This is a genomic window from Microbacterium sp. ACRRU, assembly GCF_022346945.1.
GTDB classification, from domain to species: domain Bacteria; phylum Actinomycetota; class Actinomycetes; order Actinomycetales; family Microbacteriaceae; genus Microbacterium; species Microbacterium mcarthurae.
This window is the reverse complement of sequence record NZ_JAKRNI010000022.1, coordinates 1-24152: the sequence shown is the minus strand read 5'-3', so window position 1 is coordinate 24152 and position 24152 is coordinate 1. Positions and strand designations below refer to the sequence as shown.

Annotated in this window: 30 protein-coding genes; 21 read left to right on the top strand and 9 right to left on the bottom strand. The window is 71.2% G+C overall.

Annotated elements, in window-relative coordinates:
* Positions 1-80 precede the first annotated feature (80 nt).
* A complete protein-coding gene (locus MHY30_RS10910) occupies positions 81-923 on the top strand; it encodes an SDR family oxidoreductase (protein ID WP_239276947.1) in 843 nt (280 codons plus the stop codon).
* A gap of 23 nt (positions 924-946) precedes the next feature.
* On the opposite strand, the gene MHY30_RS10905 is transcribed toward MHY30_RS10910, so the two are convergent.
* Complete coding sequence (locus MHY30_RS10905) at positions 947-1270, bottom strand: hypothetical protein (protein ID WP_239276946.1); 324 nt, start codon at positions 1268-1270, stop codon at positions 947-949.
* A 159-nt stretch (positions 1271-1429) separates the two neighbouring features.
* Here MHY30_RS10905 and MHY30_RS10900 point away from each other — a divergent pair, with 159 nt between their 5' ends.
* The 3 genes from MHY30_RS10900 to MHY30_RS10890 are packed head-to-tail and all read left to right on the top strand — an operon-like array spanning position 1430 to position 4388.
* Positions 1430-2527 (top strand): type III polyketide synthase, encoded by a 1098-nt coding sequence (locus MHY30_RS10900; protein WP_239276945.1) that lies wholly within the window; start codon positions 1430-1432, stop codon positions 2525-2527.
* Complete coding sequence (locus tag MHY30_RS10895) at positions 2524-3243, top strand: methyltransferase domain-containing protein (RefSeq protein ID WP_239276944.1); 720 nt, start codon at positions 2524-2526, stop codon at positions 3241-3243. Before MHY30_RS10900 ends, MHY30_RS10895 begins: the two co-directional genes overlap by 4 nt.
* Complete coding sequence (locus tag MHY30_RS10890) at positions 3240-4388, top strand: NAD(P)/FAD-dependent oxidoreductase (protein WP_239276943.1); 1149 nt, start codon at positions 3240-3242, stop codon at positions 4386-4388. Before MHY30_RS10895 ends, MHY30_RS10890 begins: the two co-directional genes overlap by 4 nt.
* Here MHY30_RS10890 and MHY30_RS10885 read toward each other — a convergent pair whose 3' ends face one another.
* Both MHY30_RS10885 and MHY30_RS10880 read right to left on the bottom strand, forming a co-directional pair.
* Positions 4389-5216: a UbiA family prenyltransferase gene (locus MHY30_RS10885; protein WP_239276942.1), complete on the bottom strand. Its 828-nt coding sequence runs from the start codon at positions 5214-5216 to the stop codon at positions 4389-4391. It lies immediately after the preceding gene.
* A gap of 68 nt (positions 5217-5284) precedes the next feature.
* On the bottom strand, positions 5285-6064 hold the full coding sequence (locus MHY30_RS10880; RefSeq protein ID WP_239276941.1) for an MBL fold metallo-hydrolase: 780 nt from the start codon (positions 6062-6064) through the stop codon (positions 5285-5287).
* A 197-nt stretch (positions 6065-6261) separates the two neighbouring features.
* Between MHY30_RS10880 and MHY30_RS10875 the strand changes: the two genes are divergently transcribed.
* On the top strand, positions 6262-7149 hold the full coding sequence (locus MHY30_RS10875) for an SDR family oxidoreductase (RefSeq protein ID WP_239276940.1): 888 nt from the start codon (positions 6262-6264) through the stop codon (positions 7147-7149).
* A 40-nt stretch (positions 7150-7189) separates the two neighbouring features.
* Here the strand turns inward: MHY30_RS10875 and MHY30_RS10870 are convergent, their stop codons facing one another.
* On the bottom strand, positions 7190-7765 hold the full coding sequence (locus MHY30_RS10870) for a DUF2231 domain-containing protein (protein WP_239276939.1): 576 nt from the start codon (positions 7763-7765) through the stop codon (positions 7190-7192).
* The gene (locus MHY30_RS10865; RefSeq protein ID WP_239276968.1) at positions 7762-8643 is read right to left on the bottom strand and encodes a manganese catalase family protein; all 882 of its coding nucleotides are present in this window, start codon (positions 8641-8643) and stop codon (positions 7762-7764) included. The genes MHY30_RS10870 and MHY30_RS10865 overlap by 4 nt, the downstream gene beginning before the upstream one ends.
* A gap of 244 nt (positions 8644-8887) precedes the next feature.
* Between MHY30_RS10865 and MHY30_RS10860 the strand changes: the two genes are divergently transcribed.
* From MHY30_RS10860 to MHY30_RS10845, 4 genes are all read left to right on the top strand, one after another.
* The gene (locus tag MHY30_RS10860; RefSeq protein WP_239276938.1) at positions 8888-9340 is read left to right on the top strand and encodes an Hsp20/alpha crystallin family protein; all 453 of its coding nucleotides are present in this window, start codon (positions 8888-8890) and stop codon (positions 9338-9340) included.
* A gap of 103 nt (positions 9341-9443) precedes the next feature.
* Positions 9444-10508: an iron-containing redox enzyme family protein gene (locus tag MHY30_RS10855; protein ID WP_374204603.1), complete on the top strand. Its 1065-nt coding sequence runs from the start codon at positions 9444-9446 to the stop codon at positions 10506-10508.
* On the top strand, positions 10508-10705 hold the full coding sequence (locus MHY30_RS10850) for a CDGSH iron-sulfur domain-containing protein (protein WP_239276937.1): 198 nt from the start codon (positions 10508-10510) through the stop codon (positions 10703-10705). The genes MHY30_RS10855 and MHY30_RS10850 overlap by 1 nt, the downstream gene beginning before the upstream one ends.
* Positions 10705-11715, top strand: coding sequence for a glycosyltransferase family 2 protein (locus MHY30_RS10845; protein WP_239276936.1), 1011 nt, complete (start codon positions 10705-10707; stop codon positions 11713-11715). The genes MHY30_RS10850 and MHY30_RS10845 overlap by 1 nt, the downstream gene beginning before the upstream one ends.
* Before the next feature lie 7 nt (positions 11716-11722).
* Here the strand turns inward: MHY30_RS10845 and MHY30_RS10840 are convergent, their stop codons facing one another.
* Positions 11723-12085, bottom strand: a complete 363-nt coding sequence (locus MHY30_RS10840) for a sugar ABC transporter ATPase (RefSeq protein ID WP_239276935.1) — start codon at positions 12083-12085, stop codon at positions 11723-11725.
* A gap of 243 nt (positions 12086-12328) precedes the next feature.
* Between MHY30_RS10840 and MHY30_RS10835 the strand changes: the two genes are divergently transcribed.
* From MHY30_RS10835 to MHY30_RS10805, 7 genes are all read left to right on the top strand, one after another.
* Complete coding sequence (locus tag MHY30_RS10835; protein WP_239276934.1) at positions 12329-13258, top strand: helix-turn-helix transcriptional regulator; 930 nt, start codon at positions 12329-12331, stop codon at positions 13256-13258.
* A 105-nt stretch (positions 13259-13363) separates the two neighbouring features.
* Positions 13364-13690: an ATP-dependent DNA ligase gene (locus MHY30_RS10830; RefSeq protein ID WP_239276933.1), complete on the top strand. Its 327-nt coding sequence runs from the start codon at positions 13364-13366 to the stop codon at positions 13688-13690.
* A gap of 67 nt (positions 13691-13757) precedes the next feature.
* Positions 13758-14963 carry an NAD(P)/FAD-dependent oxidoreductase gene (locus MHY30_RS10825; protein ID WP_239276932.1) on the top strand — a complete coding sequence of 402 codons (1206 nt, stop codon included), beginning with the start codon at positions 13758-13760 and terminating at the stop codon, positions 14961-14963.
* Between the two features lie 109 nt (positions 14964-15072).
* Entirely contained in the window at positions 15073-15525 is a 453-nt protein-coding gene (locus MHY30_RS10820; protein ID WP_239276931.1) for an SRPBCC family protein, read from the top strand.
* A gap of 140 nt (positions 15526-15665) precedes the next feature.
* Complete coding sequence (locus MHY30_RS10815) at positions 15666-17042, top strand: ABC transporter substrate-binding protein (RefSeq protein ID WP_239276930.1); 1377 nt, start codon at positions 15666-15668, stop codon at positions 17040-17042.
* Position 17043: 1 nt separating this feature from the next.
* Positions 17044-17994 (top strand): carbohydrate ABC transporter permease, encoded by a 951-nt coding sequence (locus MHY30_RS10810; RefSeq protein WP_239276929.1) that lies wholly within the window; start codon positions 17044-17046, stop codon positions 17992-17994.
* Positions 17991-18929 (top strand): carbohydrate ABC transporter permease, encoded by a 939-nt coding sequence (locus MHY30_RS10805; RefSeq protein ID WP_239276928.1) that lies wholly within the window; start codon positions 17991-17993, stop codon positions 18927-18929. Before MHY30_RS10810 ends, MHY30_RS10805 begins: the two co-directional genes overlap by 4 nt.
* 35 nt (positions 18930-18964) lie before the next feature.
* Here the strand turns inward: MHY30_RS10805 and MHY30_RS10800 are convergent, their stop codons facing one another.
* Complete coding sequence (locus tag MHY30_RS10800; protein WP_239276927.1) at positions 18965-19957, bottom strand: aldo/keto reductase; 993 nt, start codon at positions 19955-19957, stop codon at positions 18965-18967.
* A gap of 86 nt (positions 19958-20043) precedes the next feature.
* Between MHY30_RS10800 and MHY30_RS10795 the strand changes: the two genes are divergently transcribed.
* Genes MHY30_RS10795 through MHY30_RS10785 form a run of 3 tightly spaced genes read left to right on the top strand, consistent with a single transcriptional unit; the run spans position 20044 to position 22055 of the window.
* The gene (locus tag MHY30_RS10795) at positions 20044-20544 is read left to right on the top strand and encodes a CinA family protein (RefSeq protein WP_239276926.1); all 501 of its coding nucleotides are present in this window, start codon (positions 20044-20046) and stop codon (positions 20542-20544) included.
* 30 nt (positions 20545-20574) lie between these two features.
* Complete coding sequence (locus tag MHY30_RS10790; protein ID WP_239276925.1) at positions 20575-21006, top strand: hypothetical protein; 432 nt, start codon at positions 20575-20577, stop codon at positions 21004-21006.
* A 23-nt stretch (positions 21007-21029) separates the two neighbouring features.
* Positions 21030-22055 carry an epimerase gene (locus tag MHY30_RS10785; protein ID WP_239276924.1) on the top strand — a complete coding sequence of 342 codons (1026 nt, stop codon included), beginning with the start codon at positions 21030-21032 and terminating at the stop codon, positions 22053-22055.
* Between the two features lie 10 nt (positions 22056-22065).
* Here the strand turns inward: MHY30_RS10785 and MHY30_RS10780 are convergent, their stop codons facing one another.
* Positions 22066-22224 carry a hypothetical protein gene (locus tag MHY30_RS10780; protein WP_228164282.1) on the bottom strand — a complete coding sequence of 53 codons (159 nt, stop codon included), beginning with the start codon at positions 22222-22224 and terminating at the stop codon, positions 22066-22068.
* 141 nt (positions 22225-22365) lie between these two features.
* Here MHY30_RS10780 and MHY30_RS10775 point away from each other — a divergent pair, with 141 nt between their 5' ends.
* Positions 22366-22626 (top strand): hypothetical protein, encoded by a 261-nt coding sequence (locus MHY30_RS10775; protein ID WP_239276923.1) that lies wholly within the window; start codon positions 22366-22368, stop codon positions 22624-22626.
* Between the two features lies 1 nt (position 22627).
* On the opposite strand, the gene MHY30_RS10770 is transcribed toward MHY30_RS10775, so the two are convergent.
* Positions 22628-23557, bottom strand: a complete 930-nt coding sequence (locus MHY30_RS10770) for a helix-turn-helix domain-containing protein (protein ID WP_239276922.1) — start codon at positions 23555-23557, stop codon at positions 22628-22630.
* A 115-nt stretch (positions 23558-23672) separates the two neighbouring features.
* Here MHY30_RS10770 and MHY30_RS10765 point away from each other — a divergent pair, with 115 nt between their 5' ends.
* Entirely contained in the window at positions 23673-24134 is a 462-nt protein-coding gene (locus MHY30_RS10765) for a GNAT family N-acetyltransferase (RefSeq protein ID WP_239276921.1), read from the top strand.
* The last annotated feature ends 18 nt before the right edge of the window (positions 24135-24152 follow it).

The window sequence follows — 24152 nt, the reverse complement described above, 5'->3', positions numbered from 1 at the left end:
GACGCGGAGGCTGTCAACCCTCGTGCGTGTTCGCGCCGGAGCGGGTGAAGTCGGAAGACCCCACCCCCCAGGAGGACGATATGGCTCAGCAGCCCGCTCAGCAGCAGGACGTGCCCGGTACGGACCGGGCGATGGATCCCCGACCCGACTACGGCGAGGACAGCTATCGCGGGTCCGGACGACTGGAGGGCAAGGTCGCCCTCATCACCGGCGGCGACAGCGGCATCGGCAAGGCCGTCGCCCTCGCCTTCGCCCGCGAAGGAGCCGACGTCGCGATCGCCTACCTGAACGAGCACGAGGATGCCGAAGAGGCCCGCCGGTTCGTGGAGGACGCGGGTCGTCGCGCCATCCTCCTTCCGGGTGACGTCTCGGATCCGCAGCACTGCCGCGACCTCGTCGCCCACACCGTCGACCAGCTCGGCGGGCTCGACGTTCTCGTGAGCAACGCGGCGTTCCAGATGAGCCACGAGACCCTCGAGGAGGTGTCGGACGACGAGTGGGACTACACCTGGGCCACCAACGTCAGCGCGTACTTCCACCTCGTCAAGGCGGCACTCCCTCATCTGAAGGAAGGGGCCTCGATCATCGGGTCCAGCTCGGTGAACTCCGACATGCCGAACCCGACGCTCCTGCCGTACGCCGCCACGAAGGCTGCGATCGCCAACATGACCGCCTCACTCGCGCAGCTCCTCGGCGAGCGCGGCATCCGGGCCAACAGCGTTGCCCCGGGGCCGGTGTGGACGCCGCTCATCCCGGCCACCATGCCCGAGGAGGCCGTCGAGAGCTTCGGCGAGCAGACGCCGATGGGCCGGGCCGGGCAGCCGGCCGAACTGGCGCCCGTCTACGTCCTGCTCGCCTCCGACGAGGGCAGCTACGTTTCGGGAGCACGCGTCGCCGTGACCGGCGGCAAGCCGATCCTCTGACCTCGACCGCGGGCGTCCCTCGCTCAGCCGAGGGGCGCCCACGCGGCGACGGCGATGACCACCATGACCAGCAGCGCCACCGCGGCTTGCACGCACATCAGCACCGCGAAGATGTAGCCCTGGTACGAGCCGCGGCGCCCGGTCAGCCCGTTGACGGCGATCGCCGCGAAGATCGCGACCTGGAAGGCGATCCCGATCCACGCCCACGCGGCGACGACCGGGATCGAGAACGCGAAGAGGACGACGGCCACGAGCGCCAGGAGCCCGGATGCCACGATCCACACGCGCGGCGTCGGTCGGCGAACGGCATCCTGATGGGTCACGCGGGCGGGGTCGACATCGCTCATGGGGGCCTTCCGGTCGGTGGCGAACGGCCACCGTACGGTCGATGCGCCCTCAGACCCGACGGGGTTGACACCCGGGACGACGGTCTCGGCACCATAGACGGCAGGGGCGGGTGACACCATCCCCGCCACCGACCGGCCGAAGCATGCCTACAGTGAGGCATGACCGCGAGCATCCTCTCGATCGGCACGGCCCTGCCCCGCACCCGTGTCGCCCAGTCGGCGCTGCGCGACCTGTTCGCCGCCCAGCCCGGATTCGATCGGCGCAGCCAGCGCCTGGTGGGCGCCGCGTTCGACGCCGCGGCCATCGACACCCGCCACACCGTGCTGCCGCAGCTGGCCGGCGCGGAGTCGGAGGGAGGACTCGCCGCACGAGACGGCGACGCGCTGCTGATGCCCCCGACCGGCGCGCGCAACGACGAGTACCGCCGCACCGCCCCCGCCCTCTTCGCCGAGGCCGCCCGCGGCGCGATCGCCGGGTCGGGGCGCGACGCGGCGGCCGTCACGCACGTCGTGACCGTCTCGTGCACCGGCATGTTCGCGCCCGGGCCGGACTACCTTCTCGTCCGCGATCTGGATCTCTCGCCGAGCGTCGAGCGCTATCACCTGGGCTTCATCGGATGCGCCGCCGCGATTCCCGCCCTGCGCCTGGCGGCCCGTATCGTCGCCGCCGACCCCGACGCCGTGGTCCTCGTCGCGGCAGCGGAACTGTGCTCCCTGCACTGGCAGACGTCGTCGCATCCGGATCAGATCGTCGCCGCGTCGGTGTTCGCCGACGGGGCCGCCGCGGCCGTCGTCGCCGCCGCGGAGGACGGCCGCGCTGGTCTCGACCTGGAGGATTTCGCCACGTTCGTCACCGACGAGGGCGAGAAGGACATGGCGTGGACGGTCGGCGACTCGGGATTCGAGATGACGCTCACCCCCGAGGTGCCGCGGATCATCGGGCGCGAGATCGCCGCGATCGCCGCCGACGTCCTGGGCGATCTCGCCGAGGTCGACGCGTGGGCCGTGCATCCCGGCGGGCGGAGCATCCTCGACCGCGTCGAGTCGGCGCTCGCCCTGGATGCCGCGGCGCTCGCCCCCTCGCGGGAGGTGCTGCGCGCCCACGGCAACATGTCCAGCGCCACCCTGCTGTTCATCCTGCGCGATCTCCTCGCCGACGCGGACCGCGTCCACGGAGACAGGGTGGCGGCGTTGGCCTTCGGACCCGGTCTGACGGTGGAGGCGGCGCGCCTCGTGCTGCGTCGCCCGGTGGCATGAGCCGCGGGGCCTGGCGAGGCCTGGCGCATCGCGACACCGGTCTGACCGAGCTGATGGACGACCCCGCGTGCGACCCCGGTATGCTCGCGGCGACCTATCGCCGATTCGACGTCGTCAATCGCGCGGTGTCGGCGTGGGGCGCGGTGTATCGGACCCGGCTGCGTCCGCGCCTGCGGGCCCTGGACCGCCCGGCGCGCGTGCTCGACCTCGGGTGCGGTGGGGGCGACGTCGTCGTGCGCCTCGCGACGCTGGCCGCACGCGACGGTCTCAGCGTGGAATGGGTCGGCGCCGACCCCGACCCGCGAGCACTCGTGTCCGCGCGCGAGCGCGAACGGCCGGGGGTGCGGTTCGTCTCGCGCGGTTCGAGTGAGCTGCTGGCCGCGGGCGAGCGTTTCGACATCGTGCTCTCGAACCACGTGCTCCACCACCTCGACCCCGACCAGCTGCGGGCATTCGCCGACGATTCGCGGGCCCTCGCCCGCTCCGCCGTGCTGCACGCCGACATCGCGCGCGGGCGACTGGCGTACGCGCTGTACGCGGTGGGGATCACCCCGCTCGCATCGGGCACCTTCCTGCGCACCGACGGTCTGCGCTCGATCCGTCGCAGCTACCGGGCCGACGAACTCGCGTCCGCCCTCGGGGCGCCGTGGCGCGTGGAGACCCCGGCGCCGTTCCGCGTGCTCGCGCTCGCGCCGGGAACGGCGGACGCGCCGTGATCGACGCGCTGGTGGTGGGAGCGGGTCCGGTCGGCCTCGCGCTGTCCGCCGACCTTCGTGCGCGGGGGGTGGAGGTGGAGATCGTCGAGAAGCGGCCCACCGCGGACGGGGGAACCCGGGCCATCGGCATCCACTCCCCCGCCCTCGCTCTGCTCGAGAATTCCGGAGCCACCGAGGAGCTGCTGCGGCACGCCGTCCGGATCCGCCGGGGCGAGGCTCGCGCCGACGGCCGGACGTTGGCGGCGATCCGGTTCGATCGGCTGCGGGTGCGGCATCCGTATGTCGCGGCGCTGCCCCAAGCGGACACCGTGGACGTCCTGACGCGCCTGGCACCGCCGGTGCGCCGGGGCGTGCGGGTGACCGCCATCCTCCAGGACGGTGCGGCGGTGCGCGTACGCACCGCGGGACCCGACGGCGACGACGAACGGCGCGCGCGCGTGGTGATCGTGGCCTCGGGCTGGGCGGGCCGAGACCTCGTCTTCCGGCCCGGCGCGGTCCGAACGCACCACTACCCCGACCGGTACGCGATGGTCGACGTCGCCGCCCCGGGCGAAGCCACGGCGCTGGTGCATCTCGAGCGCGCCGGCGTGGTGGAGTCGTTCCCGCTCCCCGGCGGGCGGCGGCGACTCGTGGCGTGGGCCGGGACGAGCGAACTCGCGGATGCCGCCGGCTTCCTGCACACCGCGCTCCGAGAACGCGTCGGCGTCGAGGTGGATACGACGGGAGCGACGACCTTCCGCGTCCGGCGGGCGGTGGCGCCCGCGCTGCGGCGGGGGCGAGTGATCGTGGTCGGCGACGCCGCGCACGAGGTGAGCCCGATCGGCGGTCAAGGGATGAACCTGGGCCTTCTCGACGCGCTGACCCTCGCACCTCTGCTGGTGCGGTGGATGCGAGGCGGCGAGCCCGAGGGCCTCGCGGCGTGGGAGCGAGGACGGCTGGCCTCGGCGCGGCACGCGGCTCGGTTGGCGTTCCTGAACACGATGCTCGGCCGCGGAGCGTCCGTCGCCGCACACGCGGCGCGCTCCACAGCGCTGCGCGCCGTGCTCAGCGGGCCGGGCGGCGGGGTGTTCACCCGCGCGTACGCGATGGGCTTCGACGCGGCAGCGCGCCGAGGCGGCGAGTCGGGACGCCCCGGCCAGGGCTGATCACGTCACGACGAGCTGGGCCGCCAGCAGCAGGGCCGCGAGCATGGTGAGCCGGAACACCGCGCGCCCCGGTGTGCGCGACAGGGCCAGAACGATCGTGACGCCGGCGACCGCCACCACCGCGACGAAGAACACCGCGGCCACGACGCCCCCGCCCGCGCCGAGGAACACCGCGACGCCGCCGACGACGATGCCGGCCGCCGCAAGGACGACGCTCGCGCGGGCCCCGAGGCGGTGAGGGAGCCCCCGGACGCCGGTCGCTCGATCGTCGTCGAGGTCGCGCACGACGTTCGTCAGGTGCACCGCGGCCCCCAAGGCCGCACCCGCGAGGGATGCCCAGGGCGCGGCGAGGGCGGGCTGAGGCAGCGACAGCGGCGCGAACGACGGGAACAGCCCGAAGCTGAGGAGGAAGGGCGCGATCGAGAACGGCGTCGACTTCATCCCGGCGTTGTACGCCCACGCCGAGGCCAGGGCGATGGCGTGGGCGGCGACCAGGCCCGCACCCAACGGCGCTGACAGGACGACAGCCAGGACCACGGATGCCACCGCCACCGCCAGCGCACGCTCCGGGGTGAGCGCTCCCCCGGCGACCGGCTTGTCGGTGCGGCCCACGGCGAGGTCGCGGGCGGCGTCGATCGCGTCGTTGGAGAGACCCACCGAGACCTGCCCGGCGAAGACGGCGACCACGAGCAGCCCCAGCCGGCCGGGCTCCAGTCCTGCCGCGACGCCGAGAGCGAGCGACAGGGTGGTGACCACGAGCGTGGGCCCGGGGTGGGTTGCGCCCCACAAGGACCGCACCAGGGAGGGTTTCGCGGACGCGTCGGACACGATCCGACGGTATCGCCTCGAGAGCGCACCACGGCGGACCGGCGCCCCGCCGCCGGAGTACCGCAGGGTCACTGCGGACCGGCCGCCCGCGCCTCCGCCACGGCGCGTTCGATCCCCCGTGTCCAGGCGTCACCGTGCCCGGGAAGCACCGTCTCCGCCCCGGTCTCGGCGAGGGCGGCGAGCACGGCGAGCGCGCCCGCGCTGTCCGCCGTGGCCGCGCGGGCGACGGTGCGCGGCCCCCGCCGGCCCGTGTAGGGGTCGAGGGTGACGAGGGCGTCCCCGGTGAACAGAACCCCGCGATCGGGCAGATGGAATGCCACGTGTCCGTGGGTGTGCCCGGGCGTAGGGATCGGGACGAGTCCGCCGAGCACCGGTGTCTGCGCGCGGATGTCACCGCGCACCTCCGCCCCGCGCACGCGGAGGGCGCCCGCCCGCGCCATCCGGAACAGGTGAGGCAGTCCCCTCGGGTGCCTCAGGGGGTACAGCAGACGTGACGCCTCGCGGTCGTACCGGTAGGGATGGCGCACGAGGCTCGCGTCGGCGGGGTGCACATGGACCGGGACGTGATGATCCGTCTGCAGCCGTGTCACCACGCCCACGTGGTCGAAGTGCCCGTGGGTGAGATAGACCGAGATGAGATCGTCGGGCGAGAGCCGCCTCGAACGCAGCGCGTCCAGCACGAGCGGCCACATCCGCGGCAGTCCGGCATCCACGAGCACCGCGCCGTCGTCGGTGTCGACGAGGTAGCAGTTCGTCACCGCACGGGTGATCTTGAGCACCCCGTCGGCGACCTCGGAGATCCCGTCGTGCGACGTCGTGTCGGTGGGTGCAGTGTCGTCGTCGGCCATGCGGTCACTGTGGGTCGTGGCGGAGTCGGCGCCCACGGGGTTGCGCGCCTCACGGAGGCCCTGTACCCGGGCGACGGACCGAAGCAGCGCGCACCGGGTCCTCGGTGGTGGCACGTCAACCCCGGGGGCACCGGGTGCACCCGCGCCTATGGTCGCGGCATCCCGCACATCGTGCGCACCCGAGCTCGAGGAGCCCCATGAACCAGGTCGTCGTCATCACCGGAGGGTCGCGCGGCATCGGGCGGGCCACCGCTATGCGATATGCGCGCCGCGGTGCCCGGCTCGTGCTGATCGCGCGGGATCCCCTCGCGCTCGACACTGCGGCCGCTGACTGCCGCCGGCTCGGAGCAGACGTCCTGACCCTCGCGCTGGACCTGTCCCGACCGGGGAGCGCCGAGCGAGCCGTGGATGCCGCGATCCTCCGGTTCGGGCGGATCGATGTCTGGGTCTCGGCGGCGTCGGTGTTCTCGTACGGGTCGACCGAGGACACCCCCGATGACGTACGCGATCGTGTGATCGAGACGAACCTGCTCGGCCCGATGCGCGACGCCCGGGCGGTGATCCCGCATTTCCGCGCGCGGAGCGCGGGGACGATCGTGTTCGTCGGATCCCTCTTCTCCCAGGTCGCGGGAGCATACGTCGGCCCGTACGTCGCGGCCAAGCACGGGCTGCTCGGTTTCGCGCGTGCCCTACGTCAAGAGATGCTCGGGCACCGTGGCATCCGGGTGCGCATCGTGCTGCCCGCGAGCATCGACACCCCGATCTATCGGCGCGCGGCCAACGTCACCGGCCGCACCCCGTACCCGCTCCCGCCGGTCGTGTCGGCGAAGCGGGTCGCGCACGCGATCGAACGCGCCGCCCGCGGTCACCGTCGGGAGGTCTCGGTGGGAGCGGCGCAGTTCGTGGCGCGCCCCCTGCGGTTTCTCGCTCCCCGGCTGTACGACCGGGCGATGCGTCTGTTGCAGCGCGCGCTCGGATTGCGTCGCCGTCCCGCGCCCGTGACCACCGGTGCCGTGCTGGTGCCCCTGCAGGACGCCGGTGCGGTCAGCGGCGGATGGCGGCGGTTCCCGCGCGGCAGACGGTGACCGGTGGGACGCGCGCGAGCGCCCGCCCCACCCGGTCCCGTCAGGCCGTCTCGAAGCCCTCGCGCTGCGTCTGCTCGTCGGCGACGCGCACACCCCAGCGGTAGGAGAGCTTGCCGCCGAGCCACCCCGACACCGACAGTCCCGCCGCCGCGATCAGGCTCAGCAGGAAGGCGACGAGGGGGATGCGTCCGGCGTCGAGCAGGCGCACGACCAGACCCAGCGTGAACAGCACGATCGCGGTGGTGTTCAGCACGAGGTGGGCGAGCGCGGTGCGGTGCGCCGCCGTGCGCTTCTCGATCCGCGACATGTCGAGGAGTCCGAGCACCGCCGCGGCCACGGCCCCGACGAGGCCGATCGCAATGAGCAACCGCGAGCCGGCGGCGAACGCGGCGGGCTCGTCGGCGGCGAGGCCGACGAGGTCGAACACGAGGCTCGACGACCACGCCCCGATGGGGATCGTGACCGCGATCGGATGGAACGGGTGCCCGTAGGGGCCGGCGACGATCGAGCGCGGCCGTTTGGCCGCCCGCATCGCCGGAAAGCTCGCTCCGGTGCGCTCGTGCCCGGCACCGAGACGCTGGTCGGCGTCGGCGCCGGGCTGTTCCGGCCCGCTCATTCCTTGTGGAGCGCGTCCTGCGCGCGGCCGGCGAGCTTCTCCACGGTGTTGGGGAGCTCGGTGGTGCCGTAGAACCGCACATCGGGGTGCGTGGGCGGCGGCATCGGCACGCCGGGTTCGGGAGACGCGAGGTAGGTGAACTCGCCCTTTCCGTCGGGCGTCGGTCCCGAAGCCCAGCGCCCCTCGGCGGCCGCAGCCCCGTCGGAGAAGTTGATGTACTGGTACGACACGTCGCGATCCTCCTTCTCGAGCGGGAAATTGCTCGGCACCGGGAGGCTCTCGTACCCCTCCTCCTGCAGCTCGGCCGCAGCAGCCGCCCACTGGTTCTGGTGCATGGTGTCGCGGGCGAGCAGGAAGGCGAGCAGGTCCTTCACGCCGTGGTCGTCGGTCTGGTGGTAGAGGCGCGCGACCTGCACGCGTCCCTGCATTTCGGCGTTCGCGTTGGCCGTGAAATCCGCGAGCAGGTTGCCGCTGGCCGTGATGAAGCTGCCCTGCCACGGGTTACCCATCGAATCGACCGGCCGAGCGCCGGCACCCGCGACGATGCCGTGCTGGATGTCGGTACCGCCGACGACGGCGGCCACCGTCGGGTCCGCCTGAACGGCCTCCTCGGTGATGCCGAGCGGCGATTTCTCGAGCAGCTGCGCGATCATGATCGCGAGCATCTCGACGTGCCCCATCTCTTCCGCACCGATCCCGAACACGAGGTCGCGGTACTTGCCGGGCATGTGCATGTTCCACGCCTGGAACTGGTACTGCATCGCGACGGAGATCTCGCCGTACTGTCCGCCGAGCACCTCCTGAAGCTTGCGCGCGTAGACCGCATCCGGCTTGTCGGGGGTGGCCTTGTGCTGGAGTTCTTGCCGGTGGAAGTACATCGCTCTCCTTCGTCGTCTCCGGATGCCGTCCAGGGGCCGCAGCATCCGGGGCCCACCACACCGCGGTGCGCGGGGGTCCGGCACGGGGGTTGCGGCGGCGGTCCGACGGGAGCACAATCGCGCGACGAACTCTTGGCACTCTCCCTACGAGAGTGCTAATCTGATCGCAAGTTGAGTCACACAGACTCAACCTATGACCACCTCCGGATCCGACATCCGGACCGATCGAAAAGGAGAAACGACCATGGCCGCTTACGACCCATTCCGCGACCTCGACCGCCTCGCGTCGACGCTCCTCGACGCCCGACGCGGAGGACCCCGCCGCATGCCGATGGACCTCTATCGCGACGGCGATCACTACGTGCTGTCCGCCGATCTCCCGGGCGTGGACCCCGGCTCGGTCGACATCGATGTCGACGGCCAGCTGCTCACGATCCGGGCCGAGCGGACGCTCGCCGCCGGGGAAGGTGTGAAGTGGATCACGCGCGAGCGCGAGACCGCCTCGTTCGTTCGCCAGCTGAACCTCGGCCAGGGCATCGACACGGATCGAATCAGCGCGTCGTACCGCAACGGAGTGCTGTCCGTGACGATCCCGGTGAGCGAGAAGGCCAAGCCGCGCCGTATCGCGGTGTCCACCGACGACTCCGACGACGTGATCGCTGCGCACGAGAGCGCTCCGCACCCGATCGAGCAGTGAGCACGAACGACGAGGGGGCACCCGACACGGGTGGCCCTCTCGTCGCGTGCGCGTCCTTGTCAAGGGTCTCGGTGATCGCGCCCCTCGCCGCCAGAGTGCCGGGGTGTCCGTCACCTCCTCCTCCCCCGTTCTCTCCGACGCGGAAGGGGCGGACGATTCACCACCCTTCCCGCCACGCGGCCCGGTGAGCGCCGCGATCCTCCAGCACCTGTGCGGCGGCATGCCGACGGCCCACACCGCCCTCGCCGACGCCGCCGTGGAGGCCTCGCCCGACGTCGCCGCCGACGACGATCTGCAGCTCGCCCTCTTCGCGCTCTACGCCTCGGCCTACGGATCGATCCCGGCGTTCGCTCCCGATCTCGAATGGGACCCGTCGCTCGTCGCGACCCGTCGCGTCATCGAGCGGGCCTTCGAAGCGACACTCCGCGATCGCGTGGCCGTCCCCGAGACGCCGGCGGCGACGGCGGACGCCGTGGCCCGCTGCCTCTTCGCCCTGACCGCCGCCGACACCGGCCCGAGCCTCTCGCGCTACCTCGCGAAAAAGGCCACCCTCGACCAGGCGCACGAGCTCCTCGTGCATCGCACGGTCTACACCCTGCGGGAAGCCGACCCCCATTCATGGGCTATCCCGCGGCTGACGGGGCGACCCAAGGCGGCGCTCGTGGAGATCCAGTCCGACGAGTACGGCGGCGGCAACCCGGAGCGCGTGCACGCCGAACTGTTCGCGCGCGCGGTCCGCGGCGCCGGACTCTCCGACGCCTACGGGGCCTACATCGACGACGTTCCCGCCGTCACCCTCGCCTCCCACAACACGATGTCGATGTTCGGGCTCAATCGCCGGCTGCTGGGAGCGATCGTCGGTCATCTCGCGGCCTTCGAGATGACGTCGTCGATCCCCAATCGCCTCTACGCCGAGGGGTTGCGGCGCCTCGGTTTCGGCGACGACGTGTGCGCGTACTTCGACGAGCACGTCGAAGCCGACGCGGTGCACGAGCAGATCGCCGCGCGCGACCTGGCCGGCGCACTCGCGGAGGATCGCCCCGACCTGCTCCCCGACATCCTCTTCGGCGCCGCCGCGTGCCTCGACGTCGATGGCAGGGTCGGCCGTCATCTGCTCGACGCGTGGTCGCGCGGGGAGTCGTCCCTGCGGCCCGAAGAGGGTCGATGATGGCGGATCCGGCCCGCATCACCGCCTATCCCGACGGCCCGCTCCTCGTGCGCGGAGAGGTCGACCTCCGCGACGCCGCGGGCCGGCCCATCCCCCAGAACCGTCGCACGGTCGCGCTGTGCCGGTGCGGCCTGTCGACGATCAAGCCCTTCTGCGACGGGACGCACAAAGCCGCAGGATTCCGCACGGACGACTGATGCGCCTCGCGGCGGAGTACGTCCTGCCGCTTCGGTGGAGCGACGACGACGCGATCGGCGACCTCACGGACTACCTCGGCGAACTGGCGGGCTGGATCGACGTCACGGTGGTGGACGGGTCCGACGCGCCGCTCTTCGCCGCCCATGCCCGCGCCTTTCCGGGACTCGTCCGACACGTGCGCCCCGCCCTCGCGCACGGCGCCAATGGCAAGGTGCGCGGCGTCCTGACGGGTGTGGCCGTGGCCCGGCACGAGCGGATCGTCCTCGCCGACGACGACGTCCGCTACGACCGGGCGGGCCTGGATGCCGTGGTGTCGGCACTCGCGGATGCGCACCTGGTCGCTCCGCAGAACGTGTTCGATCCGCTGCCCTGGCACGCGCGATGGGACACCGGCCGCACGCTGCTCAACCGCGCTTTCCACCGCGATTACTCGGGCACGTACGGCATCCGGCGCTCCGTGCTGGAACGCACGGGCGGGTACGACCCCGATTGCTTGTTCGAGAACCTCGAGCTCGAACGCACCGTCCGCGCCGCCGGGGGCGTCGTGCGGCTTCGCCGTGACGTGTTCGTCGCGCGGCGCCCGCCCACGCTGTCGCACTTCCTCGGACAACGGGTGCGGCAGGCGTACGACAGTCTCGCGCAGCCACCTCGTCTGCTCCTCGAGCTGACCCTGCTCCCGACCATCGTGGCCCTGCGCCGCCGACGCGGGGTTCTTCTGCTGATCGCGCTCGGCGTCGTGGCCGCGGCGGAGGGCGGGCGCCGACGCGCGGGCGGTCGGGGCGTCTTCCGCCCCTCCGCGGCCCTGTGGGCGCCGGTGTGGGCGATCGAGCGGTCGGTGACGAGCTGGATCGCCGTCGGCGCGCGCGTACGGGGAGGGGTGCGTTACGCCGGAACGCGTGTCGCGCGCGCGGCGACGCCGCTGCGCGTCCTCCGCCGCCGCCACTCCCCCGGCGGCCCGTCCCGGAACGCAGGGCCGGTCAAGAGCGGGATCGCGGCGGACGGCGGCTAGATCGCACTCAGAGGTCTTCGGGGGCGAGGTCGCCCTGACCTTCTTCGCCCAGCTCCACGACGCCGGGGTCCTCCCCCTGCGAGTCCGTCCCCGTGGACTCGGGGTGGACATCCGCGAGGGGGATGTCGCTGTCGTCGGCGGGGATCTCCGCCGGGTCCGCTCCTGTCGCCGTGGCGGGATCAAGGTCCGCGGGGTCCGCACCCTCGTCGAGCGCGGTCGTGGCATCCCACTCCGCTTGCGCCGGATCCAGCGACGGGTCCGGCTCGATGGACGTGTCGCCGTCGCGGAGGGGCTGCACGCCGGTCACCGCATCCGGAGCCTGCGGAACGGTCGGGTCCGAGGAGACGGGGTCGATCGAAGCGTCGCTCATGGCGGAATCCTTTCGTCGTCCGCGATGCGGTATCGCGGGTCGCCGCGTCGGCGACTCCTCCATCCAACGGCGGTACTCGCAGCGTTCCCGCCCCCTTGACACCGCCTGGACCCGCCCCGTACTCCCGTGCTTTCGCTCCGAGGCCGAACCCTGGCGCGCGGCGTCCGACCGCACGTTGGACCCGCGAGCCGGAGGCAAGATATCCCGGATGCCACGGCGGTCGAGGCCGTGGAGGAGGGTCATATGGGGGAAGTCCTCACCGTACGCGCGACGGGCGCGAACGATGTCGAAGCGGTGTGGCGGCAGTTCGTTCCGGGCGCACGTCTGGATCACGTCGACCCCGACCGGGTGCGCTTCGACTGGTCGTCGATCGACTCCGGAACGTTCTCGCTCGTCCAGTACTCCCTCCGGGCCGACGTCCGCTCGTCGGTGCAGCTGGACGATCAGATCATGGCCTGCCAGCTCGCCGCCCTCGATGCCCGCTTGCGGGCGGAAGGTCGCGACATCGATCCGCGGCAGCCCTGGCTCACCGGCGACGGGCCGATGCGCGCCCGCTGGAGCGGCACCGGCAAGGTGCGCGCATTCCTGTTCGACCGCACGTCCGCCGAGCGAGTGGCTCGCGCCGTATCGGGCGACGACCGTCTCGTGCTGCGGACGCTCGACTCGGTCGCGCGGGACCGGATGCTCGCGTCGCAGTGGGAACGCAGCTTCGGGTACGTGGCATCCGCCCTCGTCGCCGGTCACGAGCATCCGCTCGTCGCGGCGGAACTCGAGCGGCACGCGCTGCTGTCCACCCTCTCGGTCTTCTCGACCACCTACGGGGAAGCCCTCGATCACGCGACCCAGCGGGCCGCCGCACCGCGCACGGTGCGTCGGGCCCTCGCCTTCATCGATTCGCACGCGCATCGACCGATCACCATCGACGACGTCGCGACGGCGGCGGGGATCTCCACGCGCGGCCTTCAGCACGCCTTCCGCCGAGCCTTGGGCACGACGCCGTCCACCCATTTGCGAACGGTGCGCCTGACCGCGGCTCATCGCGACCTCGTGAGCGGCACCGACAGCGTCGGCGACGTCGCCCGCCGGTGGGGCTTTTCCAGTCCGTCACGATTCGCGAAGTTCTACCGCGACATGTACGGCCGAAACCCGGGCCAGACGGCACGGATGTTCTGACTCTCTTCGCATTCGGTGCCGTCGTGACGCACGGCGTCTGCGAAGTCGCTCCGGGATGCGAACGCCGGGCACAGTGACGAAGACCGCCAACGAGGAGACCGCGCCATGGGGAAGTTCATCTACGAGGGCACCGTTCGTACAGACTTCGACGATCGCCTTCTCGCCCACCTGCAGATCGTGGTGGGCAACAAGCTGCGCCGCGGAGAACCCTTCTACTTCCAGTGGAAGGACGATGTCAGCACCGGGGGCGGCCGCACGGCGGTCTGGATCCACCCGCGATCGAACATCGTGTTCAAGTTCCACGGGGGCCGCCCGCCCGCGCTGAACCGCAGTTGGCTGGAAGCGCTCATGACGATGGCGAACTCCCCGAGCGGGCTCTACGTCGTCCCCGAGCCGCCGGAGGATGCGGGATCCGCCGACTCGTTCGCCTGAGCCGCTGTCAACCCGGTCGCCGGTGCGGCGCGGGCGGGGTTGGCTGAGACAAACGGAAGGATGCCGCATGCCGCACTCGCCCACCTCGGGTCCGCACATCGTGGTGATCGGGGGCGGCAACGCCGGGCTCTCGATCGCTGGGCGCCTCACTCGCGCACGGCTCGGTCACGTCACGGTCGTCGAACCCCGCACGCAGCACGTGTACGCGCCGCTGCAGTCGCACATCGCCGGAGGCACGGCACGCGCATCGCTCGCCGTCCGCCCGCAGGGCGACGTCACGCCCCCGGGCGTGCGATGGCTGCGTGACGAGGCGTTCACGGTCGATCCGGAGGCCCGACGGGTTCACCTGGTGTCGGGCGGGCACCTCGACTACGACCAGCTGATCGTCGCGGCGGGTCTGCGGCTGGCCTGGGAACAGGTGCCCGGTCTGCCCGAGGCGATGGATCGCCCCGAGGGCGTGTCGAACTACACGCTCGATCTCGCCACCCGGGCGTCGGCGGTGCTGCGCGACCTGCGCCGCGGCACGGTGGTCTTCACGCAGCCCGCCGAGCCGGCCTCGTGCGGCGCGGCCGCACAGAAGCCCCTCTACCTCGCGTGCGACTGGTGGAGGTCGCTCGGCGTGCTCGACGACATCCGAAAAGTGCTCGTCCTTCCAGACCCGGTGCCCTTCGGTGTTCCCGACGTGGACCGCGAGCTCCACCGCGTGCTCGACCGGTACGGCGTCGAGGTGAGGTACTCCCGCGAAGTGCGCAGCGTGGACGCCGACGCTCGCACCGTCACCATCGGCCAGGGCGATGACGAGGAGACCCTCTCCTACGACGTCCTCCACGCCGTACCGCCACAGCGGGCGCCCGAGTGGATCGCGGGCAGCGGCCTGTCCGCGGACGACGACCCCCACGGTTTCGTCGACGTCGATCCCGAGACCCTGCGGCATCGCCGCTACGCGGACATCTGGTCGCTCGGCGATGCGGCCCGCGTCGCGACGCGCCCGTCGGGAGGAGCGATCCGTCCGCAAGCCAAGGTGCTGACGAAGAACCTGCGCTCCGCGCTCCGCGGTCAGGCGCCCAGCGCCCGCTACGACGGGTACAGCGTCGTCCCCTTCACCGTCTCACGCGGGACCGTCGTCTTCGCCGAGTTCGACCGGTGGGGTCGCCCGCGACCGACGATCCCCTTCTGGCGCTCCCTCTCGCGCGAGCGGCGCTCGACCTGGATCGCCGATCGCCGCATTCTGCCGTGGGTGTACTGGCACCTGATCCTGCGCGGACGCGCCTGAGCGACGCGGGGCCTATAGGCCACTCGGGCCGATCCCTCAACCCCCGGGGGTTACCGGGTCAGACGCGCGAAGACTGGGGGCAGCCCCGGATCACACGAAAGAGGAGATCATGGCCCAGGTCATCGAAACCATCGACGTCAACGTCCCCGTTCGCGTCGCGTACAACCAGTGGACGCAGTTCGAGGAGTTCCCGCACTTCATGAGCTTCGTCGAGTCCATCACGCAGAAGACCGACACCCTCACGCACTGGAAGGTCAAGATCGCCGGCGCCGAGCGCGAGTTCGACGCCGAGATCACCGAGCAGCACCCCGACGAGCGCGTCGCGTGGAACAGCGTCGGCGGCGAGGAGAACCACGCCGGCGTCGTCACCTTCCACCGCCTATCCGACGATGAGACCCGCGTCACGGTGCAGATCGACTGGGACCCCACGGGCCTGCTCGAGAAGGCCGGCGCCGTCTTCGGGGCCGACGACCACTCGGTCAAGAAGGATCTCGCCAACTTCAAGGAGTACATCGAGTCGCGCGGCGCCGAGTCCGGCGCGTGGCGCGGCGACGTCAGCTGACGCCGACCTCCTCGAGAGCCGGGTCCGCCCTTCGGGGCGGGCCCGGCTCTTTCGCTGTCAACCCCCTCGGATTATCCGAGAAGCGGTTCTTACCTTCCTCCGTTGCCCACTTCTCGGTGGGTCGAGAGAAAGGTCTCGCCATGGCATCCCCCCGACGCCTTCTGCTCCCCCTCGCCTTCGCGTGCGTCCTCGCCCTCGGCGGCTGCGCCGTCGGCACCGGTGGCGCCGACGACTCCGGCGCCGACTACGACTCCGGTGCGGAGCTCGACGGGACACTCACCGTCATGGGATTCGGCGGCGTCGACGAAGTCGCCACCACCCGCATGGACCTCGCCAAAGAGGCCCTGAGCGGCGTCGAGGTCTCCCTGGTCGAGGGCGAACTCGACATCCAACAGTTCCTGTCCGCCATCGCCAGCGGCCAGCCGCCGGAGATCATCTACGCCGATCGCAACCAGATCGGTTCGCTCGCCGCGCGCGGGGCGATCATCCCCCTGGACGCCTGCATCGAGGGTGAGGGCATCGACACGTCGCAGTACGTGCCCTCGGCGATCGCGCAGGTCACCCTCGACGACCGCATCTACGGCATCCCCGAGTTCAACGGCATCCAGATCACCATGGCGAACGCGGACCTGCTCGCGGGCGCGGGGCTCGACATCTCCGCGGTCAACGGCTCGGACCGGGATGCCATGACCGCCGCCAACCAGGCCCTGATGCGCCGCGAGGGCGGACGGCTCGATGTCATCGGCGTCGACAGCAAACTGCCGGAGTTCCTTCCCCTGTGGGCCAAGGCCGGCGGCGCCGATCTGATCTCGGAGGACGGCCGCACGGCGCAGCTGGACGACCCCGCCGTGGTGCAGGCGCTGGAGTGGGCCGTGGGCATCTATGACGCGCAGGGCGGGTTCAGCGCCGTGAAGGCGTTCCGAGACTCGGCCGACTTCTTCGGGGCGGGCAACCAGTTCGCCACCGGCGTTCTCGGCGCGATGCCGATGGAGCAGTGGTACGTCAACATCCTCAACGACGTCTCACCCGACGCCCCCCTCGTGTTCGACACGGTTCGCGACAGCGAGGGAGAACCGCTCGCCTACGCCTCCGGCTCCACGTGGGCCATCCCCGCCGGCAGCGACAACCCCGAGGCCGCGTGCCGCTGGGCCCGCGTGATGACCTCCGTCGACGCGTGGCAGGCCGCCGCCGACGCCCGCTTGGCCGCACGCGAGGCCGAGGGCAAGCCCTTCACCGGCATCCTCACCGGAAACGCCACCGCCGACGCCCTCGTGCGCGAGAAGGTCACGGCGACCACGGCCCCCTGGAGCGACGCGGTCGACGCGATGTACGAGGCGAACGACCACACCTTCTCGCTCCCGGCGAACCCCGCCGACGCCGAGTTCACCCAGGCCTGGCAGGACGCCGTCAACGCGGTGCTCAACGGGCAATCCACGCCCGAGGATGCTCTCGCGAGCGCGCAGCAGACGGCGCAGAAGGCGCTGGACGATGCGTGGGCCGAGATCGAGAACCGCTGAGGTGGCCACGACCGCCCCGGCCGCCCGCGACCTGACGCGCGAGCGGTCCCGCCGGCGGGCCGCTCGCCGGAACCTGCGCTCGGCCCTGCTGTTCCTCTCGCCGTGGATCGTCGGCTTCTCGGTCTTCACGGCGTGGCCACTGCTCTACAGCGTCTACCTCTCGCTCACCGACTACGACGTGATCCGAAACCCGCGCTTCGTCGGCCTGGACAACTACGCCCAGCTCGCCGAAGACCCCAAGGTGCTGCAGTCGCTCGGCAACACCGCGTTCTACACGCTGGTGCAGATCCCGCTGTACATCGCCGTCGCGCTGGCTCTCGCCCTGCTGCTGAACCGGGCGGGTCGCCGGGCGGGCCTGTTCCGCACGCTGTTCTTCCTGCCGAAGATGACGCCGCCGGTGGCCGTCGGCATCCTGTTCCTGCTGCTGTTCAACGGGCAGAACGGGCTCATCAACAGCGCTCTGCGGGTCGTCGGGATCGACGGGCCCGCGTGGACGACCGATCCCGCGTGGATCAAGCCGGGGCTCATCCTCATGAGCCTGTGGACGGTGGGGTCGTCGGTGCTGATCCTGCTCGCCGCACTGCAGAACGTCCCCGTCGAGCTCTACGAGTCTGCACGCCTGGACGGCGCCGGCTTCTGGCGACAGTCCTGGAGCGTCACGCTGCCCCTCATCAGTCCCGCCCTGTTCTTCATCGTGGTGGTCAACACCATCGCGGGTCTGCAGACCTTCGACGAGGCCTACACCGCGTTCTTCGGCGCCGGGAACGGCACCTACAGCAATGACGCCGCACTCTTCTACGTCATCTACCTGTTCCAGCAGGCGTTCGAATTCCTCCACATGGGGTACGCCTCGGCGATGGCGTGGCTGCTTTTCGCCCTGATCCTTGTGGTCACCGGCATCCAGCTGCTCGTCTCGCGCCGCCTGGTCTACTACGAAGGGGGCCAGCGATGAGCCGGACCGTCCCGATCACCGCCCCGGGAGACCTCCACGAGCCCGAGCGGCCGGCGGCGCACGCGCCGCGCGCGATCGTTCGCAGCAACCCGTCGGCGTCGGCGCGACGCCGTGCCCGCGTCGTGCGCGTCCTGGTCATCGCTGCACTCTCGGTGCTGGGCGTGGTGTTCACGTATCCGTTCGTGTGGCTCGTGAGCGCGTCCTTCAAACCGCGCGGCGAGGTGTTCGACAATCGCCTCATCCCCGAGACGTTCACGCTGGGCAACTACGCGGCCGTCTGGCAAGAGGCCCCGCTCGCGCTGTGGTTCGCCAACACCGCGATCGTCACGGTTCTCGCAGCGGTGACCGTCACGCTCTCCAGCGCCATGGTCGCGTGGGGGTTCACGTGGTTCCGGTTCCGCGGCCGAGGGGTGCTGTTCGGTTTCGTGCTGGCGAGCATGATGCTCCCGGGGGCGGTGACCATGATCCCGACGTTCCTGATCTGGAACTCGCTCGGGTTCGTCGGCACGCTCGTACCGCTGTGGGCGCAGAACCTCTTCGCGAGCGCGTTCTACGTCTTCCTGTTGCGGCAGTTCTTCCTGGGCCTTCCGCGGGACTTCTTCGACGCCGCGCGGGTGGACGGGGCGTCCCAGTGGGCGGTGTTCTGGCGGATCGCGCTCCCGATGGCCCGCCCCGCCCTCGCGGTGACCCTCGTGTTCGAGGTGCAAGCGGTCTGGACCGACCTCATGCGCGCGCTCATCTACCTGCGTGACTCGTCGACCTTCACGATCCCGCGGGGCCTGAAAGCGATGGTGGATGCCTTCGGCTTCAGCGGCCAGTGGAACTGGGAGATCATCGTGACCGCGAGCGTCATCGCCACGGTGCCGATGATCCTCGTCTTCTTCGTCGCGCAGAAGCAGATCATCCAGGGCGTCGCGTCGACGGGTCTGCGATGACGCCGCGCCCGGTCAAGCCGAGGCGCGGCGTCGACTCACCACTGCGGGTGGATCTCGGCGCGCAGACGACGGTCGTACACGTCGCGCACGAGCGTGTCGAAGGCGTCGAGGTCGAAGCCCGCCTCGAGCAGATCGGCCGCGGCGGCATTCGCGGAAGCCTGCTCCGCCGACCGGGCGCCGGGGATGACGGAGGTGACGCCCTCGCGCGACGCGATCCAGGCGAGGGTCGCCGCCGGCAGCGAAACGCCCTCGGGAAGAGCCGCCTTCAGTTCGTCGGCCGCCGCGACACCCTCGGGGAACGGCACGCCCGAGAACGTCTCACCCTTGTCGAACGCCTCGCCGTTGCGGTTGTAGGTGCGGTGGTCGTCTTTGTCGAACGTCGTCTGGGCGGTGTACTTCCCGGACAGCAGGCCGCTGGCGAGCGGGACGCGCGCGAAGACCGCGACGCCCTTCTCGGCAGCAGCCGGCAGCACCTCGTCCAGGGGCTTCAACCGGAACGGGTTGAAGATGATCTGGAGGTTGGTCAGGTTCGGCCGCCGCAGCGCCGACATCGCCTGGTCCATCGTCTCGACGGACACGCCGTACGCGGCGATCACGCCCTCGGACACCAGCTGGTCGAGCGCGTCCCAGGTCGCGTCGTCGTCGATGACCGCCGACGGGGGACAGTGGAGCTGAACCAGGTCGAGCGTGTCCTGCGTGAGCAGACGACGCGATCGTTCGGTCCACGCCCGGAAGTTCTCCATCGTGTAGTTCTCGGGCACCTGGTCTTCGCGGCGACCCATCTTCGTCGCGACGGTGATGCCGCCCGCCCCGGACTGCTGCAGGAACGCCCCGATGAGCTCCTCGGAGCGGCCGTCGCCGTAGACGTCGGCGGTGTCGAACAGCGTGACGCCCGCGTCGGCGGAGACCCCGAGAACCCGCAGGGCGTCGTCTTCGCTCACCCCGCCCCAATCCGGACCGAGCTGCCAGGTGCCGAGACCGATCGCGGAGATCTCGCGGCCGGTACGAGAGAGGGGGCGCTGCTGCATGGCGGTTCCTTTCGGGGATCGCACCGAGCCTATCCAGACCGTCCCCCCTCGGGGGCGATGAGCCCCGCAGAGCGAAAGGACACCCCATGAGCGACACCTCTCTCGACGAGGCCGTGACGAACCTGGCCGCGGATCTCACCGAGCGCCGGGCCCGTCTCGCCGTCGCCGAATCCCTCACGAGCGGCGCCGTCGGCACCGCCCTCGGCCGGGGGCCGGACACGCAGCAATGGTTCGCCGGCTCGGTCGTGGCCTACCAGATGGCGACGAAGACACACGTGCTCGGAGTCGACGCCGACATCGATCCGTGCTCCGCCGAATGCGCGATCCAGCTCGCCACCGGGGTGCGCCGCCTCGTGGACACCGACTACGCGGTGGCCGTCACCGGCGTCGGCGGCCCTGACGCGGACGACGCCGGCCATCCGGCCGGCACGGTGTACATCGCCGCGGTGTCGGACGATGCCTCGACGTGGCGCCTTCACGAATTCGACGGTGATCCGGCCGCGGTCATCGCGCAGAGCGTGGAGGCGGCCGTCGCCCTTCTCCGCGAGGTCGTCAACCCCGTCTCCGGAGCCCGACGCGACGCCTAGCGTGGGGCCACACCCACCGGAAGGACCACCGTGAACACTCCCCCCGACGACCTCCCCGGCGCCGACCACGAGAAGACCGTCTCCGATGCCGAAGGCCTGACCGCCGACGTCCCCGCCGGGGGCGCGGGAGCGGACACCGGCGCGGTGTCCGCGACCGAGATCGACGACGCCGACGAGGCGCGCGTGCAGAACGTCTCGAGCCAGAACGACGTGCCGGGCGTCGGCACCCGTGCGGCCGACGGCGACATGGAACGCGGCACCGACGATGCCCGCGGCGAGAGCGGCTCGACGTCGCGTCACGCCCCTCACGAGACTCCCGCGTCGCCGCCCCCCTCCGCGGACGGCGGCGAGGACCACGTGGATGCCGACTCCCTCATCGCGCAGTACGAGCCGGGCGTCGGTCGCGGCTCGGCGGAATCGAGCAAGATCGCGCAGAACCTCCCCGATTCCGACGACGCCTGACCCCGCGGTCGTAGTCTGAGCGGATGACGCCCGAGCCCCGCGCCTCCGTCCCCCGCCGAGTCGTGATCGCCGGAGCGAGCGGCTTCGTCGGCCGGGCGCTGACCGCCGCGTTCCGTGCCGATGGCGACGAGGTGGCGACGGTAGGGCGCGCCGGGACCGTCACGTGGGACGACCCGGCCGGGATCGCGCGCCTCGTCGACGGCGCCGATGTGCTGATCAACCTCGCGGGCAGGATCGTGTCGTGCCGCTACACCGACGACAGTCGCGATGAGATCCTGCGCTCACGCCTCGATACGACGCGCGCCCTGCACCGGGCGGTCCGGGATGCCGAGCACCCCCCGCGCGTGTGGATGAACGCCTCGACCGCCACCATCTACCGGCACGAGACCGAGCGAGGCAACGACGAGACCACCGGCGTGATCGGCGAGGGCTTCTCGGTCGACGTCGCGACGAGCTGGGAGCGAGCCTTCTTCGCCGACGACCTCCCCGCCACCCGGCGCGTAGCGCTGCGCATGGCGATCGTGCTCGGCGACGGGCCGGCGACCCGTCTGCTATTCGCCCTCGGCAGGCTCGGTCTCGGCGGCCCGCAGATCGACAGCTGGTGGTTCCCGCATCGCCGCTACCGTGGCATCGGCGCCCACCCCACCGGCGCGGTCATGTCCTCGTGGCATCGCACCCGCGGCCGCCAGCGCTTCAGTTGGATCCACATCGACGACGTCGTGGCATCCGTCCGATTCCTCCGTGATCGGGAAGACCTCGCCGGTCCCGTCAACCTGGCCGCGCCCGGCGTCGCGGACAATCGCACGCTGATGCGCGAGGTGCGACGTGTGGCGGGCGCCCCCTTCGGGCTGCCCGCGTTCCGATGGATGCTCGACCCGGCGATGGCGGTGCTCCGCAACGAACCCGAGCTGGTGCTGAAGAGTCGATGGGCCACCCCGGCCGTACTGACGGCGGCGGGCTTCCAGTTCGCGTACGACGAGCTGGGGCCGGCGCTGGACGCTGTGGCATCCGTACGCCGGCCCCGGGCCCGCGATCTGTTCGCGGCCTGAGCAGTCGAGGTCAGGTGTTGCGGCGGACGAACCGCATCAGCGCGGCGATCACGCCGATGATCAGGATGATGATGCCGATCCACAGGAGGAACTTCACGGCCTCGACGAAAATGCCGAGGAAAAGGAAGACGAGACCGACGACGATGAGGAGAATGGCGAGAGCTGGCATGGCATCCACTCTCCTCCCCCGCGGAACGCGGACGGGTGCCCTTGACACCCGGGCGGCGACAGAGCAAGCGGGTGTCAAGCACCCGTGGCCCGTTCCTTCTCGGGGCTAGCCTCGGAACCACCACGACGAGAAAGGCGCATCATGGGCGATCGCGACACCACCGGCCACGGCACGGGGCCGGACGAGGGCGAGTACACCGAAGTCGAACTCCCCGACGGCGAAGAGGCGGGTCGCAACCTCGACGCCCCCGGTGAGTACGTCGACAACGAGCGCGCCGACGGCACCGAAGCACGACCCCGCGCCGACGAGGCCGGCTCCTACACCGACGTGGAGCTGCCTTCCGGCGACGAGTCGCGAGACGACACGGAGCGTCCGGGCGAGTACACCGACCGCGATCGCTGAGTCAGCGATCGAGGGTCGCCTGCGGGTCGCTCCCGTACGCGTCACGGTAGGCGGCGGCGAAACCCGCCGCATCGGCGAACCCCCAGCGCAGCGCGATCTGGGCGATCGTCGACCCGGTGGGATCGGATGCTACGAGGTCGGCGTGCGCGGCGCTGATGCGCGCCTGAGCGAGATACCCCTCCGGCGTACGGGCGAGGGTGCCGTTGGCGACGAACGCGCGGCGCAGACCCGCAGCCGAGGTACCCGCCGCGCGAGCCGCGTCAGCGGCGGTCACGGGGAGAGACGCGTGGTCGTCCATCCAGGCCGTCGCGGCGGCGTAGATCGCCGCTTGCTCGAGAGCCGAGGCGCGGCGCTCACGCGGATCCCCGGCCAGCGGGAAGGCCTCGAGCGTCGCAGACGCGAGAGCGCGGTACACGTGAGCGCGGACGAGCGGTTCGCCGAGCACGGGCAGCTGCGTCAGCGACCAGCGCACCGTGGCGAGCCAGTAGTCCCGCATGCGCGGCGAGACCGGCCCCGTCCCGTCGAAGCGCACCGAAAGACTGTCGTCGCCGTAGATGGCCTGTGCGGTCTCGGTCAGGTGCCCGGCGTCGAACGCGACCAGCTGCACGGAGCTGTCGTCGGCGTGGCCGACCAACTCGTGGCCGGGCTGCACGATGCCCGGTTCGACGCTGTACTCGCCCTCCGCCGAACCGATGCGCCACGCGTAGCCGGGCGTCGACGTCGCGAAGTAGAAGCGGTCGGCCTCGTAGTGCACCTCCGCGCGGCACTTCCAGAGGAGGCGTCTGAGCGCGAAGCCGCAGTCGCCGACGGCGTGCTCGGCGAACGATCCGTCTTCGACCTGGATGTCGACGCGGCCGTAATGCTCCTGCAACCAGGCCAGGGCTTCCGACGGCTCCGCTGTCATCATTTGCGTGTCGAAGTAGTCGCCCATAGCTCGCGGCACTCCGTTTCCGCTTTCCTGCGCCACCGCCATAGTAGTTAACCCTGAGCCGCACCAGGCGCACCGTGCCGCCGCCGATAGTTCACCGACACAGGAGATTGCCCCCATGACCGACTCGCCCGTCATCCGAGACATCCGCCCCGAGGACGCCGGAGAGGTGCTGACCATCCAACGCGCGGCATTCGCCAGCGAGGCCATCATCTACGGCAACGCGGACATGCCGCCGCTCACCCAGACGCTCGAAGAACTCGAGGCGGAACTGGTCGAAAACCTCGGCTGCGTGGCGATCGCCGGACACCGCCTCGTGGGGGCGGTTCGCGCCCGGCTCGACGGGACCCTGCTGCTGATCGGGCGCCTCGCGATCGCCCCCGACCAACAGGGCGGCGGGCTGGGCTCGATGCTGCTCGCCGCGGTCGAGGAGCGCGGTCGCCGCGCCGGCGCCACCGAGGCGGAGCTGTTCACCGGCGGCCTCAGCGAGGCCAATCAGCGCCTCTACGAGCGCGAGGGCTACCACCGCACGGAGACGACCGACGACGGCGAAATCTACTACCGTAAGCCGCTGGCCTGACCCCGTCCCGCCCCGTCC

Coding starts and splice junctions, on each gene's coding strand:
- MHY30_RS10910 (WP_239276947.1), top strand. CDS start 81: ATGGCTCAGCAGCCCGCTCAGCAGCAGGACGTGCCCGGTACGGACCGG.
- MHY30_RS10905 (WP_239276946.1), bottom strand. CDS start 1,270: ATGAGCGATGTCGACCCCGCCCGCGTGACCCATCAGGATGCCGTTCGC.
- MHY30_RS10900 (WP_239276945.1), top strand. CDS start 1,430: ATGACCGCGAGCATCCTCTCGATCGGCACGGCCCTGCCCCGCACCCGT.
- MHY30_RS10895 (WP_239276944.1), top strand. CDS start 2,524: ATGAGCCGCGGGGCCTGGCGAGGCCTGGCGCATCGCGACACCGGTCTG.
- MHY30_RS10880 (WP_239276941.1), bottom strand. CDS start 6,064: ATGGCCGACGACGACACTGCACCCACCGACACGACGTCGCACGACGGG.
- MHY30_RS10875 (WP_239276940.1), top strand. CDS start 6,262: ATGAACCAGGTCGTCGTCATCACCGGAGGGTCGCGCGGCATCGGGCGG.
- MHY30_RS10870 (WP_239276939.1), bottom strand. CDS start 7,765: ATGAGCGGGCCGGAACAGCCCGGCGCCGACGCCGACCAGCGTCTCGGT.
- MHY30_RS10865 (WP_239276968.1), bottom strand. CDS start 8,643: ATGTACTTCCACCGGCAAGAACTCCAGCACAAGGCCACCCCCGACAAG.
- MHY30_RS10860 (WP_239276938.1), top strand. CDS start 8,888: ATGGCCGCTTACGACCCATTCCGCGACCTCGACCGCCTCGCGTCGACG.
- MHY30_RS10850 (WP_239276937.1), top strand. CDS start 10,508: ATGGCGGATCCGGCCCGCATCACCGCCTATCCCGACGGCCCGCTCCTC.
- MHY30_RS10845 (WP_239276936.1), top strand. CDS start 10,705: ATGCGCCTCGCGGCGGAGTACGTCCTGCCGCTTCGGTGGAGCGACGAC.
- MHY30_RS10840 (WP_239276935.1), bottom strand. CDS start 12,085: ATGAGCGACGCTTCGATCGACCCCGTCTCCTCGGACCCGACCGTTCCG.
- MHY30_RS10835 (WP_239276934.1), top strand. CDS start 12,329: ATGGGGGAAGTCCTCACCGTACGCGCGACGGGCGCGAACGATGTCGAA.
- MHY30_RS10830 (WP_239276933.1), top strand. CDS start 13,364: ATGGGGAAGTTCATCTACGAGGGCACCGTTCGTACAGACTTCGACGAT.
- MHY30_RS10825 (WP_239276932.1), top strand. CDS start 13,758: ATGCCGCACTCGCCCACCTCGGGTCCGCACATCGTGGTGATCGGGGGC.
- MHY30_RS10820 (WP_239276931.1), top strand. CDS start 15,073: ATGGCCCAGGTCATCGAAACCATCGACGTCAACGTCCCCGTTCGCGTC.
- MHY30_RS10815 (WP_239276930.1), top strand. CDS start 15,666: ATGGCATCCCCCCGACGCCTTCTGCTCCCCCTCGCCTTCGCGTGCGTC.
- MHY30_RS10805 (WP_239276928.1), top strand. CDS start 17,991: ATGAGCCGGACCGTCCCGATCACCGCCCCGGGAGACCTCCACGAGCCC.
- MHY30_RS10800 (WP_239276927.1), bottom strand. CDS start 19,957: ATGCAGCAGCGCCCCCTCTCTCGTACCGGCCGCGAGATCTCCGCGATC.
- MHY30_RS10795 (WP_239276926.1), top strand. CDS start 20,044: ATGAGCGACACCTCTCTCGACGAGGCCGTGACGAACCTGGCCGCGGAT.
- MHY30_RS10785 (WP_239276924.1), top strand. CDS start 21,030: ATGACGCCCGAGCCCCGCGCCTCCGTCCCCCGCCGAGTCGTGATCGCC.
- MHY30_RS10780 (WP_228164282.1), bottom strand. CDS start 22,224: ATGCCAGCTCTCGCCATTCTCCTCATCGTCGTCGGTCTCGTCTTCCTT.
- MHY30_RS10775 (WP_239276923.1), top strand. CDS start 22,366: ATGGGCGATCGCGACACCACCGGCCACGGCACGGGGCCGGACGAGGGC.
- MHY30_RS10770 (WP_239276922.1), bottom strand. CDS start 23,557: ATGGGCGACTACTTCGACACGCAAATGATGACAGCGGAGCCGTCGGAA.
- MHY30_RS10765 (WP_239276921.1), top strand. CDS start 23,673: ATGACCGACTCGCCCGTCATCCGAGACATCCGCCCCGAGGACGCCGGA.